The sequence below is a fragment of the Planotetraspora silvatica genome (genome assembly GCF_016863315.1).
Lineage (GTDB): Bacteria > Actinomycetota > Actinomycetes > Streptosporangiales > Streptosporangiaceae > Planotetraspora > Planotetraspora silvatica.
On record NZ_BOOQ01000003.1, the window covers coordinates 427,092 to 447,011 of the forward strand.

The 19,920-nt window shown below is 68.5% G+C and carries 17 protein-coding genes; 11 read left to right on the plus strand and 6 right to left on the minus strand.

The genetic code is table 11. From position 1 onward, the window contains the following. Positions 1 to 78 precede the first annotated feature (78 nt). Positions 79 to 819 (plus strand): DUF998 domain-containing protein, encoded by a 741-nt coding sequence (locus tag Psi02_RS05285; protein ID WP_203972278.1) that lies wholly within the window; start codon positions 79 to 81, stop codon positions 817 to 819. Between the two features lie 2 nt (positions 820 to 821). Here the strand turns inward: Psi02_RS05285 and Psi02_RS05290 are convergent, their stop codons facing one another. Genes Psi02_RS05290 through Psi02_RS05305 form a run of 4 tightly spaced genes read right to left on the minus strand, consistent with a single transcriptional unit; the run spans position 822 to position 4,749 of the window. Further along, on the minus strand, positions 822 to 1,397 hold the full coding sequence (locus tag Psi02_RS05290) for a GTP-binding protein (RefSeq protein ID WP_203952418.1): 576 nt from the start codon (positions 1,395 to 1,397) through the stop codon (positions 822 to 824). Then, positions 1,378 to 1,746 carry a DUF742 domain-containing protein gene (locus Psi02_RS05295; protein ID WP_203972279.1) on the minus strand — a complete coding sequence of 123 codons (369 nt, stop codon included), beginning with the start codon at positions 1,744 to 1,746 and terminating at the stop codon, positions 1,378 to 1,380. The genes Psi02_RS05290 and Psi02_RS05295 overlap by 20 nt, the downstream gene beginning before the upstream one ends. A gap of 13 nt (positions 1,747 to 1,759) precedes the next feature. Next, a complete protein-coding gene (locus tag Psi02_RS05300; protein WP_203952416.1) occupies positions 1,760 to 2,167 on the minus strand; it encodes a roadblock/LC7 domain-containing protein in 408 nt (135 codons plus the stop codon). After that, the gene (locus tag Psi02_RS05305; protein ID WP_203972280.1) at positions 2,164 to 4,749 is read right to left on the minus strand and encodes a sensor histidine kinase; all 2,586 of its coding nucleotides are present in this window, start codon (positions 4,747 to 4,749) and stop codon (positions 2,164 to 2,166) included. The genes Psi02_RS05300 and Psi02_RS05305 overlap by 4 nt, the downstream gene beginning before the upstream one ends. 186 nt (positions 4,750 to 4,935) lie before the next feature. Here Psi02_RS05305 and Psi02_RS05310 point away from each other — a divergent pair, with 186 nt between their 5' ends. From Psi02_RS05310 to Psi02_RS05325, 4 genes are all read left to right on the plus strand, one after another. Then, the gene (locus tag Psi02_RS05310) at positions 4,936 to 5,742 is read left to right on the plus strand and encodes an SDR family NAD(P)-dependent oxidoreductase (RefSeq protein ID WP_203972281.1); all 807 of its coding nucleotides are present in this window, start codon (positions 4,936 to 4,938) and stop codon (positions 5,740 to 5,742) included. 219 nt (positions 5,743 to 5,961) lie between these two features. Beyond that, on the plus strand, positions 5,962 to 7,152 hold the full coding sequence (locus Psi02_RS05315) for an acyltransferase family protein (RefSeq protein WP_239094613.1): 1,191 nt from the start codon (positions 5,962 to 5,964) through the stop codon (positions 7,150 to 7,152). 162 nt (positions 7,153 to 7,314) lie between these two features. Next, a complete protein-coding gene (locus Psi02_RS05320; RefSeq protein ID WP_203952412.1) occupies positions 7,315 to 7,515 on the plus strand; it encodes an NfeD C-terminal domain-containing protein in 201 nt (66 codons plus the stop codon). Between the two features lie 30 nt (positions 7,516 to 7,545). Continuing rightward, positions 7,546 to 9,072 (plus strand): flotillin family protein, encoded by a 1,527-nt coding sequence (locus Psi02_RS05325; RefSeq protein WP_203972282.1) that lies wholly within the window; start codon positions 7,546 to 7,548, stop codon positions 9,070 to 9,072. 448 nt (positions 9,073 to 9,520) lie between these two features. On the opposite strand, the gene wecB is transcribed toward Psi02_RS05325, so the two are convergent. Beyond that, positions 9,521 to 10,648, minus strand: coding sequence for a non-hydrolyzing UDP-N-acetylglucosamine 2-epimerase (gene wecB / locus Psi02_RS05330; RefSeq protein WP_203972283.1), 1,128 nt, complete (start codon positions 10,646 to 10,648; stop codon positions 9,521 to 9,523). A gap of 56 nt (positions 10,649 to 10,704) precedes the next feature. Here wecB and Psi02_RS05335 point away from each other — a divergent pair, with 56 nt between their 5' ends. From Psi02_RS05335 to hisC, 6 genes are all read left to right on the plus strand, one after another. Next, entirely contained in the window at positions 10,705 to 12,360 is a 1,656-nt protein-coding gene (locus Psi02_RS05335; protein ID WP_239094614.1) for a glycosyltransferase family 4 protein, read from the plus strand. A 98-nt stretch (positions 12,361 to 12,458) separates the two neighbouring features. Next, entirely contained in the window at positions 12,459 to 13,721 is a 1,263-nt protein-coding gene (locus tag Psi02_RS05340) for a nucleotide sugar dehydrogenase (RefSeq protein WP_203972284.1), read from the plus strand. Between the two features lie 13 nt (positions 13,722 to 13,734). Further along, positions 13,735 to 14,823: a glycosyltransferase gene (locus Psi02_RS05345; RefSeq protein ID WP_203972285.1), complete on the plus strand. Its 1,089-nt coding sequence runs from the start codon at positions 13,735 to 13,737 to the stop codon at positions 14,821 to 14,823. Positions 14,824 to 14,889: 66 nt separating this feature from the next. After that, positions 14,890 to 16,707, plus strand: a complete 1,818-nt coding sequence (locus Psi02_RS05350; protein ID WP_203972286.1) for a DUF4434 domain-containing protein — start codon at positions 14,890 to 14,892, stop codon at positions 16,705 to 16,707. A 10-nt stretch (positions 16,708 to 16,717) separates the two neighbouring features. Then, a complete protein-coding gene (locus Psi02_RS05355; RefSeq protein ID WP_203972287.1) occupies positions 16,718 to 17,374 on the plus strand; it encodes an NUDIX hydrolase in 657 nt (218 codons plus the stop codon). Between the two features lie 512 nt (positions 17,375 to 17,886). Next, positions 17,887 to 18,945, plus strand: coding sequence for a histidinol-phosphate transaminase (hisC, locus tag Psi02_RS05360; RefSeq protein WP_203972288.1), 1,059 nt, complete (start codon positions 17,887 to 17,889; stop codon positions 18,943 to 18,945). Positions 18,946 to 18,960: 15 nt separating this feature from the next. Here the strand turns inward: hisC and Psi02_RS05365 are convergent, their stop codons facing one another. Then, the gene (locus Psi02_RS05365; RefSeq protein WP_203972289.1) at positions 18,961 to 19,905 is read right to left on the minus strand and encodes an EamA family transporter; all 945 of its coding nucleotides are present in this window, start codon (positions 19,903 to 19,905) and stop codon (positions 18,961 to 18,963) included. Positions 19,906 to 19,920 lie beyond the last annotated feature (15 nt).

The window sequence follows — 19,920 nt, forward strand, 5'->3', positions numbered from 1 at the left end:
GACCCTGAGGGTGTGTCCGGGACATCTTGGGCGTTTACCCGGATGCCCGGACGCACCCACTCGGGGGATCCTCGAGACATGGTCAAGAGGCTCTATCCCGTGCTCGCCTGTGGCGGCATCCTGTTCGCGGTGATATACGTGGTCACGGCTCAGGTGGCCGGAGACTCCGCCCTCGACCCGGTCACGATGACGATCAGCGAGTACGCCTCGCTGGACCGCGGCGTCGGGATCGAGGTGGCCATGGCGGTCCTCGGGCTCTCGTCGCTGGCGCTGCTGGCCGGAATGCGCGCCGTGCGCGCCCCCGTCGACGGCTGGCCGCGCGTCTTGATGATCGTCTGGAGTGCGTCGCTCGTGGTGGCGGCGTTCGTGCCGACGGCCGCGGGGGCGGAGCACGGCTGGGCGACCGCCGTGCACCTCGTCCTGTCCGCGGCCGCCTTCGTGAGCCTTCCGGCCGCGGCGACGCTCCTGGTCGGGCGATTGGCGCAGGACGAGCGATGGAGCCCGGCGGCGCGGCCGGTGGAGTGGCTCGCGCTCGCCGGCGGGCTGGGCCTCGCGGCCATCACCTACGTGGCGCTGCCAGGACACGGCGTGATGGTCGGCCTGGTCGAACGGCTTCTCCTCGGCACCGAGGTGGCGGTTCTCCTGGTGCTCGCCGTACGGCTGCTGCGGCTCACGTGGGCGGGGACGCTGCGGGGGGTGGCCGATGTGCGGCGGCGCCGGTTCGTGACCGTCGGGGAGCGGGCCGGTGCGCGGCCGCTGGACCCGGCGGGCGCTTCGGGGGCCCTGACGTCCGCGGGACCCCCGAAGCTCGCTGCGTGATCTCAGCGCTGGGCGGCCGTCAGGGTCTTCAAGGCGTGCTCGACCAGAGTGACGAGAACCACCTTGGCCGACGCCCGCCTGCGGACGTCGCAGAGCAGCACCGGGACCTCGGGATCGAGGTCGAGGGCGACCCGCACGTCGTCGGGCTCGTGGCGCTCCGCGCCGTCGAAGCAGTTCACGGCGACGATGAACGGCGTGCCACGCTGCTCGAAGTAGTCGATGGACGGGAAGCAGTCCGTCAGGCGACGGGTGTCGGCCAGCACGACCGCTCCCAGGGCGCCGTAGGACAACTCATCCCACATGAACCAGAAGCGCTCCTGCCCGGGGGTGCCGAACAGGTAGACCACGAGGCCTTCCCGGATGGTGATCCGGCCGAAGTCCATCGCCACGGTGGTGGTGGTCTTCCCCTCCACCCCGTCGATGTCGTCCACACCGACGCTGCGGTCGGACAGGACTTCCTCGGTGCGCAGGGGACGAATCTCGCTGATGGCGCCGACCAGCGTGGTCTTGCCGACGCCGAAGCCGCCGGCGACGAGGATCTTCAGAGCGACCGGCTCGTCAGAGGGCGCGAAGGCCATTGATCACTTCCTTGAGAATGCGCTCGCTGGGCTGCGGCGCGACCGTGACCGGAGGCCGTACGACGATCAGCCCTTGGTCGTGCAAATCCCCGATCAGGACACGGACCACGCCAAGTGGCAGGTCGACGTCGGATGCGATGTCCGCGACCGACGCCCCCGAGCGCGCGATCTCCAAAATCCGCCGCTGCTCGGGACCGATGGTCGTGTCACCGGGCGGGGGCGTTCCGGTCGACCTCACCATGGCGATGAGGTCGAGGTTGTCACCGGAGGACCGTGCTCGGCCCCCGGTCAGGGCGAAAGGCCGGACGACTGGTCCGGCCTCCTCGTCCATCCAGTGCGGCCCCGTCATACGGCGCCCCGCTTCATGACGGGGACCGCCGCGGGCTCGTGGAGATGTGCTGGCCGACACGCTTGACGAGCATGGCCATCTCGTAGGCGATGTGGCCCACATCCGCATCGGACGCCGCGAGCACGGCAAGGCAGGTGCCCTGCCCGGCGGCCGTCACGAACAGGAACGCCGATTCCATCTCGACGATGGTCTGACGCACCTCGCCGCCGCCGAAGTGACGACCCGCGCCGCGTGCCAGGCTCTGGAAGCCGGCGGCGACGGCGGACAGATGTTCCGCGTCCTCCCGGCTGAGCCCCTGGGACGCTCCGACGACGAGGCCGTCCGTGGAGAGGATCACCGCCTGGCGGACGGCGGCGACCCTGCTGATGAGATCGTCGAGCAGCCAGTTGAGCTCGCCGGTCGACGTCGCTTTGCCGGTCATTCGTCACCCTTCTCGCCATGCGTATTGTTTGCGAAGCTTCCGTACTCGTTGCCTTCCGGCTGCTCGGAGTCCTCGCGGCCACGCCGTGCGCCCGCCTGGAAGGCGGAGAACATGGCCCTGGCCTCTTCCGGCGATCGCTCTTCGGGGTCCGGCGTAGGAGCTCCCAGCGGCTGCGACCCGTCGCGGAGCTGAGGAACGATATTGGCCTGCCGCACGCGCCGGGGCAATCCCGCGTGCGTGCCGTTCGCGCTGGAGGCGCCCGCCGCCGGCGGCCTGGCGAAGTCCGCGTGGGGCGCGCCTTCGTGAGCCGCGCGGCCGCGCGTCGTGCGTTCGCGGACGGGAAGCCCGTTGGCGGTGGATCCGTTCGAGGAACTCGCGCCGGGTCCGCCCCCCGAGAGGTCCGCGAACGCGCCCACCCGCTTCTCGTCGAGGCCCGGAGCGAGGGGGGAGTCCTGTGGCACCGCCCGCAGACCGGGCACCGGCTCGCTCTCGGGCAGGTCGTCGCGCGCGGCGGAGGGGACGGCCTCGGTCCGCAGCGCGGCGGGTGTGAAGAACGGGGAGGTGTCCGGGCCGGACTGGTCGGCCGCCTGGGAGGTCGCGGTCTCCGGAACCGCGACCGGGGAGATCCCGACCGGGGAGAACGCGGGCTCGGGGGTGGCCTCCCGCTCGGTCACCTCCGCGGTGACCGGCGCCGTGATGGCCCGCCTGGCACCGGGTCCCACGCCCGTCGCATGGGCCACGGAGCCGGTGATCGCCGCCGGGGATCCGTCGTCGGCCACCAGGGCCCGCGGCATGAGCACGATCGCGGTCGTGCCGCCGTAGGGCGAGCCGCGCAGCAACACGCCGATGCCGTAACGGGCGGCGAGCTGGCCGACCACGAAGAGCCCGAGGCGGTCGCTGTCGGCCAGGTCGAACTCGGGCGGGTTCGCCAGCCGCTCGTTGATGTCGGCGTACTCCTCGGGCGCCAGGCCCAGACCGCGGTCCTCGATCTCGATGACCAGCCCGTTGGCGACGACCTCGCCGCGCACCAGCACCTTGGTCTGCGGCGGGGAGAAGACCGTCGCGTTCTCGAGGAGCTCGGCCAGCAGGTGGACGACGTCCGCCACGACCGAGCCCGTCATGGAGGCGTTCGGCATCGTCGGCAGGGAGATGCGGGTGAAGTCCTCGACCTCGGAGATCGCCGCGCGGACCACGTCCATGACCGGCACCGGCTTGCGCCAGGAGCGGCCGGGCGCGGCGCCGGAGAGGATGATCAGGCCTTCCGCGTGCCGGCGCATGCGCGTGGTCAGGTGGTCGAGCCGGAAGAGGTCCTCCAGGCTCTCGGGGTCCGCCGACCGGCGCTGCATGGAGTCGAGGAGGGTCAACTGGCGGTGGAGCAGGCTCTGCTTGCGCCGGGCCAGGTTGAGGAACATCTGGCTGACGCCCCGCCGCAGGTTGGCCTGGCCGACGGCGGCCTCAACGGCTGTGCGCCGCACCGTGCCGAACGCGTTGGCGACGTCCACGACCTCGCTCGAGCCGGTCGCCTTGATCGGCGGCGCCGCCGCGTCGACGTCGACGTCCTCGCCGCGGCGGAGCCGGTCCACGACATCGGGGAGCCGTACGTCGGCGAGGTCGAGCGCGGCCCCGCGCAGGCCGGCGAGGTCGCCGACGAGGCGGCGGCCGAAGCGGACGGAGAAGACGATCGTGGCCAGGATCGCCAGCAGGCCGAGCCCGCCGGCGACCGCGATGCGGGTCACGATGGCACCGGCCGCCGAGGTGGCCTCCGTCGTGAGCGCGTCGGACGCCTTGACACGTGCCGTGTCCAGCCGGGCGTCGAGGGAGTCGACGGTGGGCGCCCACTTGTCACGGTCGATGGCGTACAGGCTGCCGGTGGTCGCGGTCACGACGCCGTCCTCGAGCGTGGCGAACCGGTCGAAGATCTGGGAGTTCAGCACGTCCTCGTACGGCTGGCGCATGCCGCCCTCGAGGATCGGCCGGTACTTCTGGTAGATGAACCGGCGGTCGGCGGCCCATTCCGTGAAGGCCTTGTGCTCGTCGCGGGTCAGCCTGCCGCCGCTCATGATCGTCCCGCGGACCAGGGCGTCCTCGCGGGCGATCATCTCGTAGGCGTTGCCCATCGCCTGCATGGCACTGGCCTGCTGGAAGATGGAGAGGTCGGGCACCGAGACGAGGCGGTCGTAGAGCCCGAACAACTCGTCCATGACCCCGTTGTAGGCGTTCATCGTCTCGAGCCGGTCGAACTTGCCGAGCGTGACGGACTCGCGGATCGACGTCAGGCGGTCGAGCGAGGCCAGCAGGGCGTCCAGCGGGGCCTTGAGGTCGCCGCCGAGGGCGCCCCCGTCCTCCTGCTCGTGCACGGACTTGGTGAAGGTGTCGACCGCGGCGCTGGTCTTGGCCTGCTGCGTGGTGACCGCGGACGAGCTCGTCTGGCCCGAGCTGAGCATGCGGACGGTCAGCGCACGCTCGGCCTGGATGTGCAGGCCGAGGTCGGCGGAGGTCACGCCGATCGAGTCGTACAACGATTTGGCCTGGAGGAGGGCGACGCCGTCGCCGACCGTGAGCTTAAGGACAAATCCCCACAAAGCGCTCAGCATGAGCAATGGGAGCAGTAGTAACAAGAAGATCTTGAACCGAATCGACCGGTTTCTGGAACCCATGGCCACTCCTGCAGTGCGTGGAGGCTCGCGCCGCATTTATGGGGAAATGCACCTCCGGAAGATCGCATAGGAGACTAGCACCGATACAGTTCTGGCGCAGTGGAGGTCCTGATGATTACAGTGCTTACTGGGGCCAGTGCGGGAATCGGTGCTGCTGTGGCGCTTGAACTCGCAAAGCGGGAGCACCAACTAGTGCTCGTGGGGCGTACCCCCGCCAAGCTGGCAGCGGTGGCCGACCAAGTCGCCGCCGTCACCGGAACCGCGCCTGGCACGTTCCAGGCCGACTTCGCGGTCCTGGACGACGTCCGGAGGCTGGCGGACGAGTTGCTCGCCCGGTACGAACGCATCGATGTCCTGGTCAACAACGCCGGAGTGATGACGACCCGGCGGGAACGGACGGCCGACGGGCACGAACTCATGATGCAGGTCAATCATCTGGCTCCGTTCCTCCTGACGAACCTGTTGTTCGACCTTCTGAAGGAGTCGTCCGCGCGGGTCGTCACGACCTCGTCGCGAGCGGCCCGGACGGGCCGCCTGGACCCTGCCGACCTGTCCAGAGATCGGCGCCGGTGGAGCGGATGGCTGCAGTACGGCGACACCAAACAGGCCAACGCCCTGTTCACCGTCGCCCTCGCCGACCGCGGACTGGCGGCCACCTGTCTGCATCCCGGCGTCCTCGACACGGGTTTCGCCGCGGGCACGTTCTTCATGAAGTTCCTGACGGTCGTGCCGGGAATGGCCGAGCCTCCGGAGGCGGGGGCGGACAGGATCGTCCACTTGGTCACCCACCCCGACGGGGTCGACCACCCTGGCCGGTTCTTCGTCAAGAACGTCCCCGCGACCGTGCCCCGGACGATGACCGACCCCGAACTCGCCGAGGCCCTCTGGTCCGCCAGCCAGACCGCCTGCTCCCTGTGACCCCAACCCCCCGCGGCGCCCCCGCGGCGCCCCGACCCTCCGGCGTGATCATGCACACCTTCGGAGAAAGCCCCTCCGACCTGCGCCATCACCGTTCGTGATCATGCACACATTCGGAAACGTGACGGCCGACCTGCGAAACCCCGGTTCGTGATCATGCGCGAATTCGTATGAATACGGCCTGAGCTGCAAGTATTCAGTTCGTGATCACGTAGTGAGGTGGTCGATGAGGGTTACGGCAAAATTTGTTCGCCGTTACCTATCACGACATACGCGCAGTCGATAGGGTCCGGCACCGTGACCGCGTCTCCCGCCGCCTCTGTGAAGCCTGGCACGTCAGCTCGGGACCCCCTGCTGGACAACGCCAAGTACCTGGCCATCCTTCTCGTGGTCTGTGGCCACCTCATCGAGAATCTGCGGGATGTGAAGGGCGCACACGCCCTCTACTTCTACATCTATCTGTTTCACATGCCGCTCTTCATTGTTATCAGCGGCTATTTGTCACGAAATTTCACGTTCTCTGCGGGCAAGGCGAGGAAGCTCATCAGCGGCCTCGCCGTGCCGTACGTGATCTTCGAGGCGGCCTATTCGATGCCGCGTTTCTTTCTGTACGGCAAGCTGGAGATCAGCCTGCTCGATCCGTACTACCTGACGTGGTTCCTGATGTCGCTCTTCCTGTGGCGGCTTTCCACGCCGGTGTGGCAGCAGCTGCGGTGGCCGTTGGTGGTCGCGGTGGGCCTGTCGCTCCTGTCGGGGACGAGCGCGTTGCCTGACGAACTGTCCATGAACCGCACGCTCGCCCTGCTGCCCTTCTATGTCCTCGGCCTCATGCTGAAGCCGGAGCATTTCGACATCCTGCGGCAGCGGTGGGCGAGGCTCGCCGGAGCGGCCATCCTGCTCGTGGGGCTGGGCGTCGCCTTCGCCGTGCACATGAAGGTGCCGACCGAGTGGATTCGCTGGCGGCAGGCGAACTCCCAGATCGGCGTGGACGATCTGAGCGGCAGCCTGATCCGGCTCGCCTTGCTGCTGACTGGGGCGTTGTTGGTGGCGGCCTTCATCGCGATCACGCCGAGGCGCCGCATGTGGTTCACCGGGCTGGGTGCCGCGACCATGTACGCGTACCTGTTGCACGGTTTCGTGGTCAAGGTGGTCGAACGGTTCTACGGCCGGCTCGACAATCCGCTCGGCGTCATGCTGGTGATCGTTTTCGGCGTGGTCCTGGCGACCGTGCTCTGTACGCCGCCTGTCCAGCGCCTCACCAGATGGGCGGTCGAACCGAACATGTCCTGGGCCTTCACCAAGCTCAGGCGCCCGGAGTCGCGTACCAAGGCCGGCTCGCCGCCACCTGGGGCGCCGGCTGCGGGCGACAACGAAAGCGTGCACTCCCGCGAGCCTGCCGTACACGGCTGAGACCTTCTATATGCGCGCGACGCGGTTCACCTGGGCAAATGCGAATCGCCTAAAAGTCGTACGGCAGGCACGCCGTTACATCTCCTACGAATACTGACGTATCGGTTTCTGGCGAGTAGCCTGCGTATTCGCAGTGAATGCGAAGACGACGGGGTGACACGGGTGGTCGGCAGACAGGGCAGAGTCACGGGCAAGATCGGCCCGGGCCTTGTCGGCGAGGTGATGGTGCCGATCCGCGGGGGGGTCGAGGCGTTCTACGCCTATCCGAGCGTGCCCGACGAAGAGATTCCAGTGGGGTCGATCATCGTTGTCGTGGAGTATTCACCGCCACGCACGGTCTACGTCGCTCGCGCGGTCGTCTGACCTTCCACTCCCCACGTCGCGGAGGCTCGCATGCCTACGGAGATCGCTGTTCTGGGCGGCGCGATCATCGTCGCCCTCGTCGTCATCGTCCTGTTGTTCAAGGCCGTCTGGCGGGTGGCCGAGCCGAACGAGGCGATGATCATCTCGGGTCTCGGCGCCCGGTCGAGGAACGACCTGGCCGACAGTCTGGGCTTCAAGATCGTCACAGGTAAGGGCACCGCTGTGCTGCCCGGGTTCCAGACCTCGCGCCGGCTCCGGCTCGACAGCCGCGCGGCGAACCTCCAGGTCTCCTGCGTGACCCAGCAGGGCATCCCCGTCCATGTGCGGGGCGTGGTGATCTACAAGGTGGGCGACGACTTCGCCAGCATCGCCAACTCTGCCCGGCGCTTCCTGGACCAGCAGGACTCCATGAACGGCGCGATCCACGAGCTCTTCACCGGCCACCTCCGCTCGATCATCGGCAACCTCACCGTCGAGGACCTCATCCTCAACCGCGAGCGGCTCACCAGCGAGGTCCGCAGCTCGGCCGCCGACGAGATGAGCAAGCTGGGCCTGGTCGTGGACTCCCTGCAGATCCAGGAGATCGACGACGAGACCGGCTACATCGTCAACCTGGGCAAGCCGCACGCCGCCAAGATCGCCGCCTCGGCGCGCATCGCCGAGGCCCAGCGGGACCAGGAGGCGACAGAGGCCGAGCAGATCGCCGCCGCGAAGAAGGCGGCCGCGATCCGTGAATCGCAGATCCAGCAGGCCGGATATCAGGCCGACGTCGACCAGGCCGCGGCCAAGTCGCGGCAGGCCGGGCCTTTGTCGGAGGCCACCGCCCGCCAGGAGGTCGTCGTCCAGGAGACCCGGGCCGCAGAGCTCGAGGCGCAGCTGGCCGAGCAGCGGTTGCAGTCCCAGGTTCGCAAGCCCGCGGACGCCAAGGCGTACGAGACCGTGACCCTCTCGCAGGCCGAGCGGGACGCGCGCATCGCGCAGGCCGAGGCAGAGGCCAGGGAGACGGAGCTCCGCGCGGTGGCTCAGGCGTCCCAGGTCAAGCAGGCGGCGGCTGCGGAGGCCGAGTCGGTACGGCTTCGCGGAGAGGCCGCCGCGGCGGCGACGAAGGCGACCGGAGTCGGTGAGGCGGAGGCGGCGAAGGCTCGCGGTCTCGCCGAGGCGGAGGCCGCCAAGGCGCGTGGACTCGCGGAGGCGGAGGCCGCCAAGGCTCGCGGTCTCGCGGACGCGGAGGCGGCGAAGGCCCGTGGACTCGCCGAGGCCACGGCGATCCGGGCTCGGTCGGAGGCGCTCGCCGAGAACCAGGAGGCCGTCATCGCGCAGCAACTCGCGGAGAACTGGCCGCAGATCGTGGAGGCGGGTTCCAAGGCGTTCGGCAACGTCGACCACATGGTCGTGCTGAACGGCGCACAGGGGATCGAGGAGATGCTGGCCAAGGCCCTGACGCTGGGGGGCACGGGCCTCGGCCTGGCCCGGTCCCTGCTCGCGAAGCAAGGCCCCGCCGGCGCCAACGGCTCCGAACCCCCCGTGGCCCCGATCACCCCCGACCCTCGCGCGTGATCATGCACAGGTTCGTGGATATCCGGCGCGAGCTGGCCATTCACGGGTCGTGATCATGCACGGGTTCGGGTACGGCCGCCGTGAGCTGGGCGGATGTCTGGTGTGATCATGCACAAGTTCGGAGTCATGCCCTCTGACCTGCGGAAGCGCATTTCGTGATCATGTAGAACGTGCGTGTGAGCGGCATGTACGGATGACAGAACGGCCGCCATGTCTGGATGTGACGCCAGATTAGGCGGCCGCCTCTCTGCATGATCACGACGGGTGAAGATGCAGGTCAACTGGCATGCGGCCGAACTCGTGCATGATCACGAAACGTATAGCGGCCGGTCAGACCGCAAATTCACGAACATGTGCATGATCACGGCCCGTGGACGGCCAGCTCACGCTAGACATCCACGAACCCGTGCATGATCACGCCCGAGGGGGTTGGCGAGGGGTTGGGGGGTTAGGAGACTTTTCCGCGGGACGCGGGGGAGAGATTGTCTCCGCGGAGCCAGGCCGCGATGACCCGGGCGATTCTCGGGCCGGCCGCCCCGTCCCACAACGGTGGCAGCTCACCGCTGGGAGTGGCCGCACCGTCCGCGAGCGCCTTCGAGGCGGCCGCGGGGAGGGAGGCGGGCGTCACGAGCCGGTTGGTCCCGTGAGTGACGGTGATCGGGCGCTCGGTGTTCGGCCGGATGGTCAGGCAGGGGATGCCGAGCATGGTCGTCTCCTCCTGCACGCCGCCGGAGTCGGTGACGACCAGCGCGGCGCCCCTGACGAGGGACAGGAAGTCCACGTACCCGAGCGGATCCACGATCTTGAGGTTGGGCCTGTCGACCAGTCCGGCGTCCGCGAGTCGCTGCCGTCCGCGCGGGTGCAGCGGCACCACCACGGGAACCTGCTCGGCCACCTCGAGCACCGCGTCCACGAGTTCGCGCGCCGACGCGGGGTCGTCCACGTTGGCCGGCCGGTGGAGGGTCGCGACCGCGTAGCCGCCGGAGACGCCGAGGCGCTCCTGGACGGGCGCGGGGTCGAGGGAGGGCAGCGCGGAGAACAGGCTGTCGATCATCGGATTGCCGACGAAGTGGACCTTCGCGGGGTCCACGCCCTCGGCCGCCAGGTGGGACAGCGCCTCCGGCGAGGTGGCGAACAGCAGGTCCGAGAGAGCGTCGGTGACGACCCGGTTGACCTCTTCGGGCATCTCCCGGTCGAACGAGCGCAGGCCGGCCTCCACGTGCGCGGTCGGCACGTGCAGCTTCGCGCAGACGAGGATCGCGGCCAGGGTGGAGTTCACGTCGCCGTAGACGACGACGAGCGACGGGGCGTGCTCGGTCATGACGTCTTCGAGGCCGGTCAGCAGGGCCGCCGTCTGCCGGGCGTGTGTTCCCGAGCCGACGCCGAGATTGGCGATGGGCTCGGGCAGGCCCAGGTCGGCGAAGAAGACGTCGGACATGAGAGCGTCATAATGCTGACCGGTGTGAACGATGCCCTGGCGTACACCGAGTTCGGTAAGGGCACTGACCACGGGGGCCGCTTTGACGAAGTTGGGCCGAGCGCCCAGCACGTGTAGAACGAGGGCGTTCTCCGTCATTACCTCGCCTTTCGTATAACCCTGGGTCAATCCGGAGCCTATGGTACGGTCACGCCGTGGAATCCGAGGCCATCACGCCCTCCAAGGTCTCAGCCAAGTCGGCGAAGGCCGGTTTTCGGGGCTTTCTTCGCGGATTTGTGAAGAATCCAGTCGTCGTCTCGCGCGTGTTCGTGAGCAAGGTCACGTCCGACCCCGCCCGGGTCGTGCATGCCGCCACTGACGCGATGCCGCCCCGGATGCGCCCCGTCGTGGGATGGGTGGCCGGTCCCGCGGGCCATCTCGCGAGGCTGACGATGCGCAAGATCATGAGCCCGTCGCTGGACAAGGCGAAGGCCGAGTACGACGCCGGACGGATGTCGGCGGCCGTCGAGCTGCTGCGTCCCCGCGCCAAGTGGCCGTTGGTCCGCAAGAGGATCGCCTTCTACGAGGGAGAGAGGGCGGCCATCGGAGCCGACCCCATCCCGCCCAAGCCCAAGGTCATCATGGGCGAGCGGGTGACCGGCCGGGTTCTGCACATGGTCACCAACGCGTTGCCGTACACGCAGGCGGGTTACACCGTCCGCACGCACCGCATCGTCACGGCGCAGGCCAAGGAGGGGCTCGACCCCCACGTCGTGACGAGTTGGGGCTGGCCGATGCTCCAGGGGCACGCCGAGGCCACGCCGTACGAGGAGATCGACGGGGTGCCCTACTACCGGCTGTTGCCGAAGGGCGACGTCCCGTTCGAGAGCCGGGGCCGCATGATTCGCGGCGCCGCCGACGTGTCGGAGCTCGTCCGGACCCTCAGGCCGCAGGTGCTCCACGCGGCGACCGACCACCGCAACGGCTCGGTCGCACTCGCCGTGCGCGAGCGCACCGGCACTCCGTTCGTCTACGAGGTGCGCGGCTTCCTCGAGGAGACCTGGACGTCCAGGGACCCGATCCGCATCGGCAGCGAGCGCCATGTCATGCAGCGCGACCGTGAGGCGCACATCATGCGTGAGGCCGACGCGGTCGTCACGCTGGCCGAGACGATGGCCACCGAGATCGTCGAGCGTGGCGTCCCCCGGGACCGCATCCACCTCGCACCCAACGCCGTGGACGACGCGTTGCTCACGGCGGACTACGACGGCTCCGCGTTCCGCGACATGTACGGCATCGCCAAGGGCGAGATCGTCGTCGGATCGGTGTCGAGCATCGTGGGCTACGAGGGGTTCGCGACCCTGCTGAGCGCCGCCGCCCTGCTCAGGGATGCCGGTACGCCGGTGCGGGTCCTCATCGTCGGTGACGGCGCCGAGAGGCCCGCGCTGCTCGCCCAGGTGGAGCGCCTCGGCCTGCGGGACGTCGCCCTCCTGCCCGGACGGGTCGGCCCCGAGGAGGCTCTCCAGGCGCAGGCGGCGATCGACATCTTCGCCTGCCCCCGTGAGGATCTGCGGGTCTGCCGTCTGGTGACTCCGCTGAAGCCGGTCGAGGCGATGGCGCTCGGCAAGCCGGTGGTCCTGAGCGACCTCCCGGCGCTCTCCGAGCTCGTGGGCGCCGACGGCGCCGGCCTGCTGGTGCCGCCGGGCGACCCTGAGGCGTTCGCGAAGGCCCTCGCGGCCCTGCGCGACGACCCGGAGCGCCGGCGTGTCATGGGTGAGGCGGGCAGGGCCGAAGTGGCCGCCCGGCGTACCTGGAGTAGTCTCGCGCGGACGTACCGTAGGATCTACCAGGACCTGGCCGAATCCCGATAAACCTCACAAATACGGATGTGCCGGTTTAGGCATTCTTGGTGTTAACTTGAGATAACCTTTGCAACCATGAAGTGTTGTCTCTACACCCAGGTAGCGTCGTGAGCGGCTTCGATCTCACGATCATCGGGCTGGGCTACGTGGGCATGCCGTTGGCCAAAGAGGCCACGGCCGCCGGGCTCCGGGTTGCAGGTCTCGACGTCGACCCTCGTAAGGTCGACGCGCTGAACGCAGGTCGTTCGTACATCGACGACCTGACCGACGCCGATCTCGACGCGATGATCTCGGGTGGCTTCACCGCCACCCTGGACGCGTCGGTACTGGCACAATCGCGCACCATCGTCATCTGTGTGCCGACTCCCCTTGACGAGGACCACCGTCCCGACCTGTCCGCCGTCGAAGGCGCGACGCGGACCGTGGCCGAGCATCTCCAGGCGGGGACGCTCGTGGTTCTCGAATCCACCACCTGGCCCGGTACCACGGACGAGGTCGCACGGCCGATCCTGGAGAAGTCGGGGCTCGTCGCGGGCGTCGACTTCCACCTGGCGTTCTCGCCGGAGCGGATCGACCCCGGCAACGCCAAGTTCGGGCTGCGCAACACGCCGAAGGTCGTCGGCGGATACACGAGCGCCTGCAAGGACAGGGCGAGCGCCTTCTACGGCCAGTTCGTCGAGCGCGTGGTGCCGGTGAGCGGCACGCGTGAGGCGGAGATGGCCAAGCTGCTCGAGAACACCTACCGCCACGTCAACATCGCTCTGGTCAACGAGATGGCCATCTTCTGCGACGAGCTCGGCGTGAACCTGTGGGAGTCCATCGAGGCGGCCTCCACCAAGCCGTTCGGGTTCCAGAAGTTCCTTCCCGGCCCGGGCGTGGGCGGCCACTGCATCCCCGTGGACCCGTCCTACCTGTCGTACACCGTGCGCAAGCTGGGCTACCCGTTCCGGTTCGTCGAGCTGGCGCAGGAGATCAACGAGCGGATGCCGTCGTACGTCACGACTCGCGTGCAGCGACTGCTCAACCAGGCGCGCAAGCCGGTGAACGGCTCCCGCGTGCTGCTCCTCGGCGTGACGTACAAGCCGGACATCGCGGACGAACGGGAGACGCCCGCGATCCCAGTGGCGGAGGCGCTGCTGGAGCTGGGGGCCGAGCTCTCGTTCTGCGACCCGTACGTCAAGGAGTGGTCGGTCAACGGGGCCCCGATCCCGCGCGAAGCGGATCTCGCCGAGGCCCTCGCGAAGGCCGACGTCACCGTCCTGCTCCAGCAGCATTCGGTGTTCGACCTCGACCTCATCGAGGAGCGGTCCAACCTTGTGCTCGACACGCGGGGCGTGCTCACCGCGAGCGATCACGTCGAGCGGTTGTAGGGGGGTCCGTTTCGTGCACGTGCTCGTCATGACGGTGGTCCATCACCCCGAAGACGCCCGGATCCTGCACCGGCAGATCCGTGCGCTCGTCGATGCCGGTCATGAGGTCACGTATGCCGCGCCGTACTCCGCGCGGGGCGCCGTTCCACGTTCCTGGGTGACAGGTGTCGACCTGCCCCGGGCCGCGGAGCGGCGCCGCGTCACGGCCGTACGGGCCGCGCGCCGGCTCTTCAAGAGCATGCGCGGCCGCGTCGACCTGGCGCTCATCCACGACCCAGAGCTGCTCCTCGCGGTGGCGGGGGTGCGTAAGCGCCCGCCCGTCGTCTGGGACGTGCACGAAGACACCCCGGCGACACTGTCGCTGAAGCCGTGGCTGCCGGCACTCCTCCGTCCGCCGGTGCGGTTCCTCGCCCGGTTGATGGAGGGAACGGCGGAGCGCCACCTGCACCTGCTGCTGGCCGAGAGCGCCTATACGGGACGGTTCCGCAGGCCCCACCCGGTGGTGCCGAACGACACGTGGGTGCCCGACCACGTCAGCCCCCCCGGGGATGACCGAGTCGTCTATCTCGGGTGGTTGTCGGAGGCCCGGGGAGTCCACGAGGCCGTCGAGGCGGCCCGGATCCTCCAGCGGAACAAGGTGGCGGTCGAGCTGATCGGGTACGCCGATCCGAGGACCCGGCCGATCCTGAAGGAGGCGGTCGAGCAGGGCATCCTCGAATGGCGTGACTTCATGCCGAACGACGAGGCCCTGAAGCGGCTGGACGGCGCGCTCGCCGGGCTCTCGCTCCTGCACGACGAGCCGAACTATCGCCACTCCATGCCCACGAAGATCGTCGAATACATGGCGCATGGAGTTCCGGTCATCACGACGCCGTCGCCACGGGCCGTCGAGCTTGTGGAACGTTACCGCTCCGGGACAGTGGTCCCCTGGCGGGACGCGGAGGCCATCGCGCGGGCCGTGCTCCGGCTGCGGGACGACGCGGTGGAGCGGGCCGACACGAGCGCGCGGGGCTACGCCGCGGCACGGGCGAACCACCACTGGCCGAACTCGGCACCGCGGTTCGTCGGTCACTTGGAGGAGTGGGCGGGCGTCAAGAAGTAGCGGCTGGAGTACTAGCGCCAACGTGATGCGATATGTCACCACTCAACAGGCGATAGTGTCCTGATCGTGCGGGTGCTCACTCTGATTCTGGGCGTGACGGTTCTCCTCGTCGTCACCACCGTCGTGATCGTTCTTCGGCACGACCCTCGGGAGCCACCGATCGCGAAGGTCAGCCCCACCGTTCGCACGGTCAAGCCCAGCCCGAGTCCGAGCGCCGACCCTTGCGGCACCCCGAAGACGTCGGATCCCACGCCCTATCCGGTGACCGGCTTCTGGGTGGTGCCGAGCGACGACCCGGACCCCTGCACCTGGCGGCACCAGTTCGAGGGCGTCCACCAGGCCGGTGGAGACACGGTGGTGCGGTTCGGTTTCGAGTTCACGCCGCGGCAGGTGGACGACAGCGGCCGGATCCTGACGGCGCCGGACTATCTGCATCCCAAGAAGGTTCCGGTGCCCGACGACGCCTACGCCAAATGCGCGGAGGACGGGCTCACGTGCGCGCAGGCGGCACAGAAGGACCTCAAGGCCGCCAATCCGGGCAACCAGATCAACAGCACGTTCGTCTACGCGACCGATGAGCGGTTCGGCTCGCACGTCTTCCGCTGCCCGTCGATGGAACACCAGATCGTCGTCGGGAACTCGGTGTTCTACCGGCTCCTCCTTCCCGCTGACGGCACGGACGACGCGGCCTGCGACTTCTCCAAGGGCCGCGACTACGACCTGATCCTGGTCAAGGGCGCCGCACGCGACAGCCTGAGCGACCTGCTCGACCTCGGTGACCGGTTCGACATCAAGGTCTTCCCCGCGTTGCCGATCGCTCCCCGTGACCTGGACACGTATCAGGCCGACACCCGCTACATCGGGCCGCTGAGCGGGCTGACCCGGCGGGTCCTGCAGGACTACGGCTACCGGTTCAAGAACCGCAAGTCGCTGGGCGGCTTCTACCAGTCGTACGAACTGGGGATCAGGGACTGGCCCGACCCGTCCACGGTGGGGACGCTCCAGGTCTACCGCGCCCAGCACCGCGTCGTCGACGAGACGTTGCCGGGCAAGCCGGTCCTGGTCAGCCCGTACGTCGACGCCCGGCGGAAGGTGGCGTTCTCCTCGACGCCCACGGAGGTGGGCGAGGGTTTCAGGATCCTCGCCAGGAACGGTGTGGACATCATCGCGCCCCAGGACGGCCGGGGCAGCGGCAAGATGGCACTCTTCTGGCCGAACTGGACGAACCGGCCGGTGGACAAGCGACTTGAGCCCGTCGTGGGCAAGACGACGTACGCCAAGGCCTACTACGCGGGGACCCGCAGTTACTTCCAGGCGATGTCCAAGGCGCGTGACGAACTGGCCCAGGACGGCGTGAACGTCCAGTTGTGGGCCAACCTGGAGGCGTTCCAGCCGACGGCCGCGGGACGCTGCGGCGACCAGGGGAGCCGCGGCAGCATCGACAAGCCGCGGATGGACGCCCAGGTGACGCTCGCCGGGCCGTACGTCTCGAAGATCATCTCTTACATGTGGAGCGGCTTCTACACGTGTGGATCGCCGTCCCTTTCGGAGCAGATCGCCAAGGACTGGAAGCGGCCGATCCCCATCGGGGTGAAGAGACAGAAGCGGCAGATCCAGGACGGCATGGAGATCACCGGCTACCGGCTTGGTGACGCGCGGGTCGGGATCGCCTGGGGCAAGCTCGAGCACCCGCGGCAGGTCGACTCCGCGAAGGTCGGCTGGCACGACACCACGCCGATCGAGGGGCTTCCCCGCGGCGCGGAGAAGATCTGGATCCCGGTGGACTGGGCCACCATCCCGAAGAACACCTGGGTTCGGGTGGACGTCAGCGCGCCGGACGGTCGTAAGGCGGCGGAACCGGTCTATTACTACAACGGCGTGTAGCGTGCCTTCCGTGATCCCGCGAATACCCGTCAGCGTGGATCTGGTCGTCCTCACTGTCAGGAGCCAGGAGCTGAGCGCGCTGGTGTGGCGGCGCGACAACCCGCCGTACGAAGGCCGCTGGGCGCTGTCGGGCGGGTTCATCCAGTTGGAGGAGGACCTGCCCGCCGCGGCCGGCCGCGTCCTGGCCGAGCGGGCCGGGCTTCCCGGCGCTCCCGTCCATCTGGAACAACTCCAGACATACGGGTATCCCGACCGTGACCCACGCCAGCGGGTGGTCAGCGTGGCCTATCTCGGGCTCGCCCCCGACCTTCCCGCGTCCACCGAGGCGCACATGAGTTGGCAGCCGGTCGCCTCGCTGACGGACATGGCGTTCGACCATCGCCGGATCATGCTCGACGGGGTCGAACGGGCCAGGGCCAAGCTCGAGTACACCTCGCTGGGTGCGGCCTTCTGTCCGTCCGAGTTCACCGTCGCCGAGTTGCGCAGGGTGTACGAGATCGTCTGGGGCCGTCTGCTCGACCCACGGAACTTCCACCGCAAGGTGACCAAGACCGAGGGTTTCCTCATGCCCACCGGGCACACCACGACCAGGGACGGCGGCCGGCCCGCGATGCTCCATCGCCGCGGCCCCGCCGTGCTCCTTCACCCCCCCATGCTCCGCGTCTGACCCACCCCCGCCCCCCTTGGCCTGACCCACCCCCTTTGGCGTGATCATGCACAAGTTCGCGGATTCCACCGCTGAGCTGCACAAACCTCCGTCGTGATCATGCACGGATTCGTGGGAAGGCCGTCTGGCCAGGTCCTTTGTTGAGCGTGATCATGCGTGAATTCGTCACCATGGTGTCTGGCCTGCGCTTTCCTGGTCCGTGATCTGGCAATCGAGGTTCCCGTGCATGATCACGAAAGACGTTTACGCAGGTCGCCGACAGGATTTTCGAGGTTGCGCATGATCACGACGGGTGTTTGTGCACTTCAGGGGAGGCGTCCGCGAAGGTGTGCATGATCACGGAAGAGGTTTGTGCAGCTCAGCGGCGGAATCCACGAAAGTGTGCATGATCACGGCCCGTGTCGGCGCAGGTCAGTGAGGCGATTCCCGAACCCGTGCATGATCACGGCGAGGGGGGTGTATCTGCTGGGGGGACGTCGCTCTTGAGGGGACGTATCTCCTAAGGTAAGGACATGCCTCGATTCCGCGCGATCCTCGACACCATGCCGGCCTACAAGCCAGGCAAGACCGTGGTTTCCGCAGAAGGCCGGTCGTTCAAGCTCTCCTCCAACGAGAGCCCGTACGAGCCGCTGCCCTCCGTCGTCGAGGCGATCGCGAAGGCGGCCGGCGAGGTCAACCGCTACCCCGATCCCGCTTCCGTGAAGCTGACCGAGGCGATCGCGGCGCGGTACGGCGTGCCGCACGACCATGTCGCCCTGGGCGGGGGTTCGGTGGCGGTGGCCCAGCAGTTGCTGGAGGCCGTCGGGGAGCCGGGGGCCGAGGTGATGTACGCCTGGCGGTCCTTCGAGGCCTACCCGACGCTCGCCAGCCTCGCCGGAGTGGTGTCGGTCGAGGTCCCGCTCGTGGACGAGACCCATGACCTCGACGCCATGGCGGACGCGGTGACGCCGGAGACGCGCCTGATCTTCGTCTGCAACCCGAACAATCCGACCGGCACGGTCAATCGTTCGGCCGAGTTGCGGGGGTTCCTCGACCGGGTGCCCGAGAACGTGCTGGTGGTCCTCGACGAGGCCTACCGGGAGTACGTCAGGGACGCCGACGTGCCCGACGGGCTGACCCTCTACCGCGACCGCCCCAACGTGGCGGTCCTGCGGACGTTCTCCAAGGCGTACGGCCTGGCCGGGCTGCGGGTCGGCTACCTCATCGCCCATACGCCGGTGGCCGCGGCCGTCAGGAAGACGCTGCTGCCGTTCGCGGTGAACCACCTCGCGCAGGCGGCGGCCCTGGCGTCCCTCGACGCCGAGGGCGAGTTGCTCGAGCGGGTCGAGTCCGTCGTCAAGGAGCGGACCCGCGTGCGGGAGGCCCTGATCGCACAGGGCTGGACGGTGCCGCCCACCGAGGCGAACTTCGTGTGGATGCGCCTCGGTGACCGCACGATGGAGTTCTCCGACCTTTGCGCCGCGAGCGGCGTGTCCGTCCGTCCCTTCCCGGGGGAGGGCGCGCGCGTCTCGATCGGCGACGTGGAGGCCAACGACATCTTCCTCGCCGCCGCCGAGGAGTTCAGGGGCTGACCGGCCCGCGGAGGCTCATGCCCGGGGTTCCGGGGAGCCGACCCGAGGTGACGAGGCATCCGCCTGAACCGCCGGCGAGCGTCGTTCGGTAGAGACCACAAGGGCCACGCCGACCACGATGAGGGCACCGGCGAGCAGCATGCCGTGCGTCACCTGCTCGCCGACGACGACCACCCCGAGGAACACGGCCACCACCGGGTTCACGTACGCGTAGGTCGACACGAGAGAGATCGGCGCGTTTCCCAGAAGCCACACGTACGACGTGAACGCGACGAGCGATCCGGCGACGACCAGGTAGGCCAGGGCCAGCCACGAGCGCCCGGTCACGGCCCCGATGTCGAGGTGCTCGCCGAACGAGGTGCCCAGCAGCAGGAGACCCGCACCTCCGGCGACCATCTCGATGGTGCTGGCCATGAACGGATCCTTCGGCATCGCGATCCGCGGCGACAGGAACGAGCCGAGCGACCAGGACACCGAGGCCAGCAGGATCACGACGATTCCGACGGTGCCCGCCGACGTCCCGCCGCCCAGCGACAACCCCGCCACGCCGACGAAGCCCACGAGCACTCCGGCCATCGTCAGCACGTGCGGCCGGTCGCGGACGACCGTCCTCAGCACGATCAGCCACAACGGCACCGACGCGACGAGCAGAGCGGCCAGGCCGCTGGAGATGTACTGCTCCGCCAGGGCCACCATGCCGTTGCCGGCGGTCAGCAGGAGCAGCCCGACGAGCGCGGCGCCGCCGAACTCCCGCCAGGTGATCCGGTACGCCGCGAACCCCTTGCGGACGAGCAGCACCGTGCCCAGGATCAACGAGGCCGTGATGAAACGGATCCCACCGCTCAGAAGGGGAGGGATGCTCTCGGTGGCGAACTTGATGGCGAGATAGGTCGAACCCCACACCACGTAGACAGCGGCAAGCGCCAACCAGACCCGGATGTCACGACCGTTCTGTCCCATAGGTCATGACAATAA

Bases quoted from the DNA above. Each gene is read 5' to 3' on its own strand.
- Psi02_RS05285 (WP_203972278.1), top strand. From the start codon at position 79: ATGGTCAAGAGGCTCTATCCCGTGCTCGCCTGTGGCGGCATCCTGTTC.
- Psi02_RS05290 (WP_203952418.1), bottom strand. From the start codon at position 1,397: ATGGCCTTCGCGCCCTCTGACGAGCCGGTCGCTCTGAAGATCCTCGTC.
- Psi02_RS05295 (WP_203972279.1), bottom strand. From the start codon at position 1,746: ATGACGGGGCCGCACTGGATGGACGAGGAGGCCGGACCAGTCGTCCGG.
- Psi02_RS05300 (WP_203952416.1), bottom strand. From the start codon at position 2,167: ATGACCGGCAAAGCGACGTCGACCGGCGAGCTCAACTGGCTGCTCGAC.
- Psi02_RS05310 (WP_203972281.1), top strand. From the start codon at position 4,936: ATGATTACAGTGCTTACTGGGGCCAGTGCGGGAATCGGTGCTGCTGTG.
- Psi02_RS05325 (WP_203972282.1), top strand. From the start codon at position 7,546: ATGCCTACGGAGATCGCTGTTCTGGGCGGCGCGATCATCGTCGCCCTC.
- wecB (WP_203972283.1), bottom strand. From the start codon at position 10,648: ATGACGGAGAACGCCCTCGTTCTACACGTGCTGGGCGCTCGGCCCAAC.
- hisC (WP_203972288.1), top strand. From the start codon at position 17,887: ATGCCTCGATTCCGCGCGATCCTCGACACCATGCCGGCCTACAAGCCA.
- Psi02_RS05365 (WP_203972289.1), bottom strand. From the start codon at position 19,905: ATGGGACAGAACGGTCGTGACATCCGGGTCTGGTTGGCGCTTGCCGCT.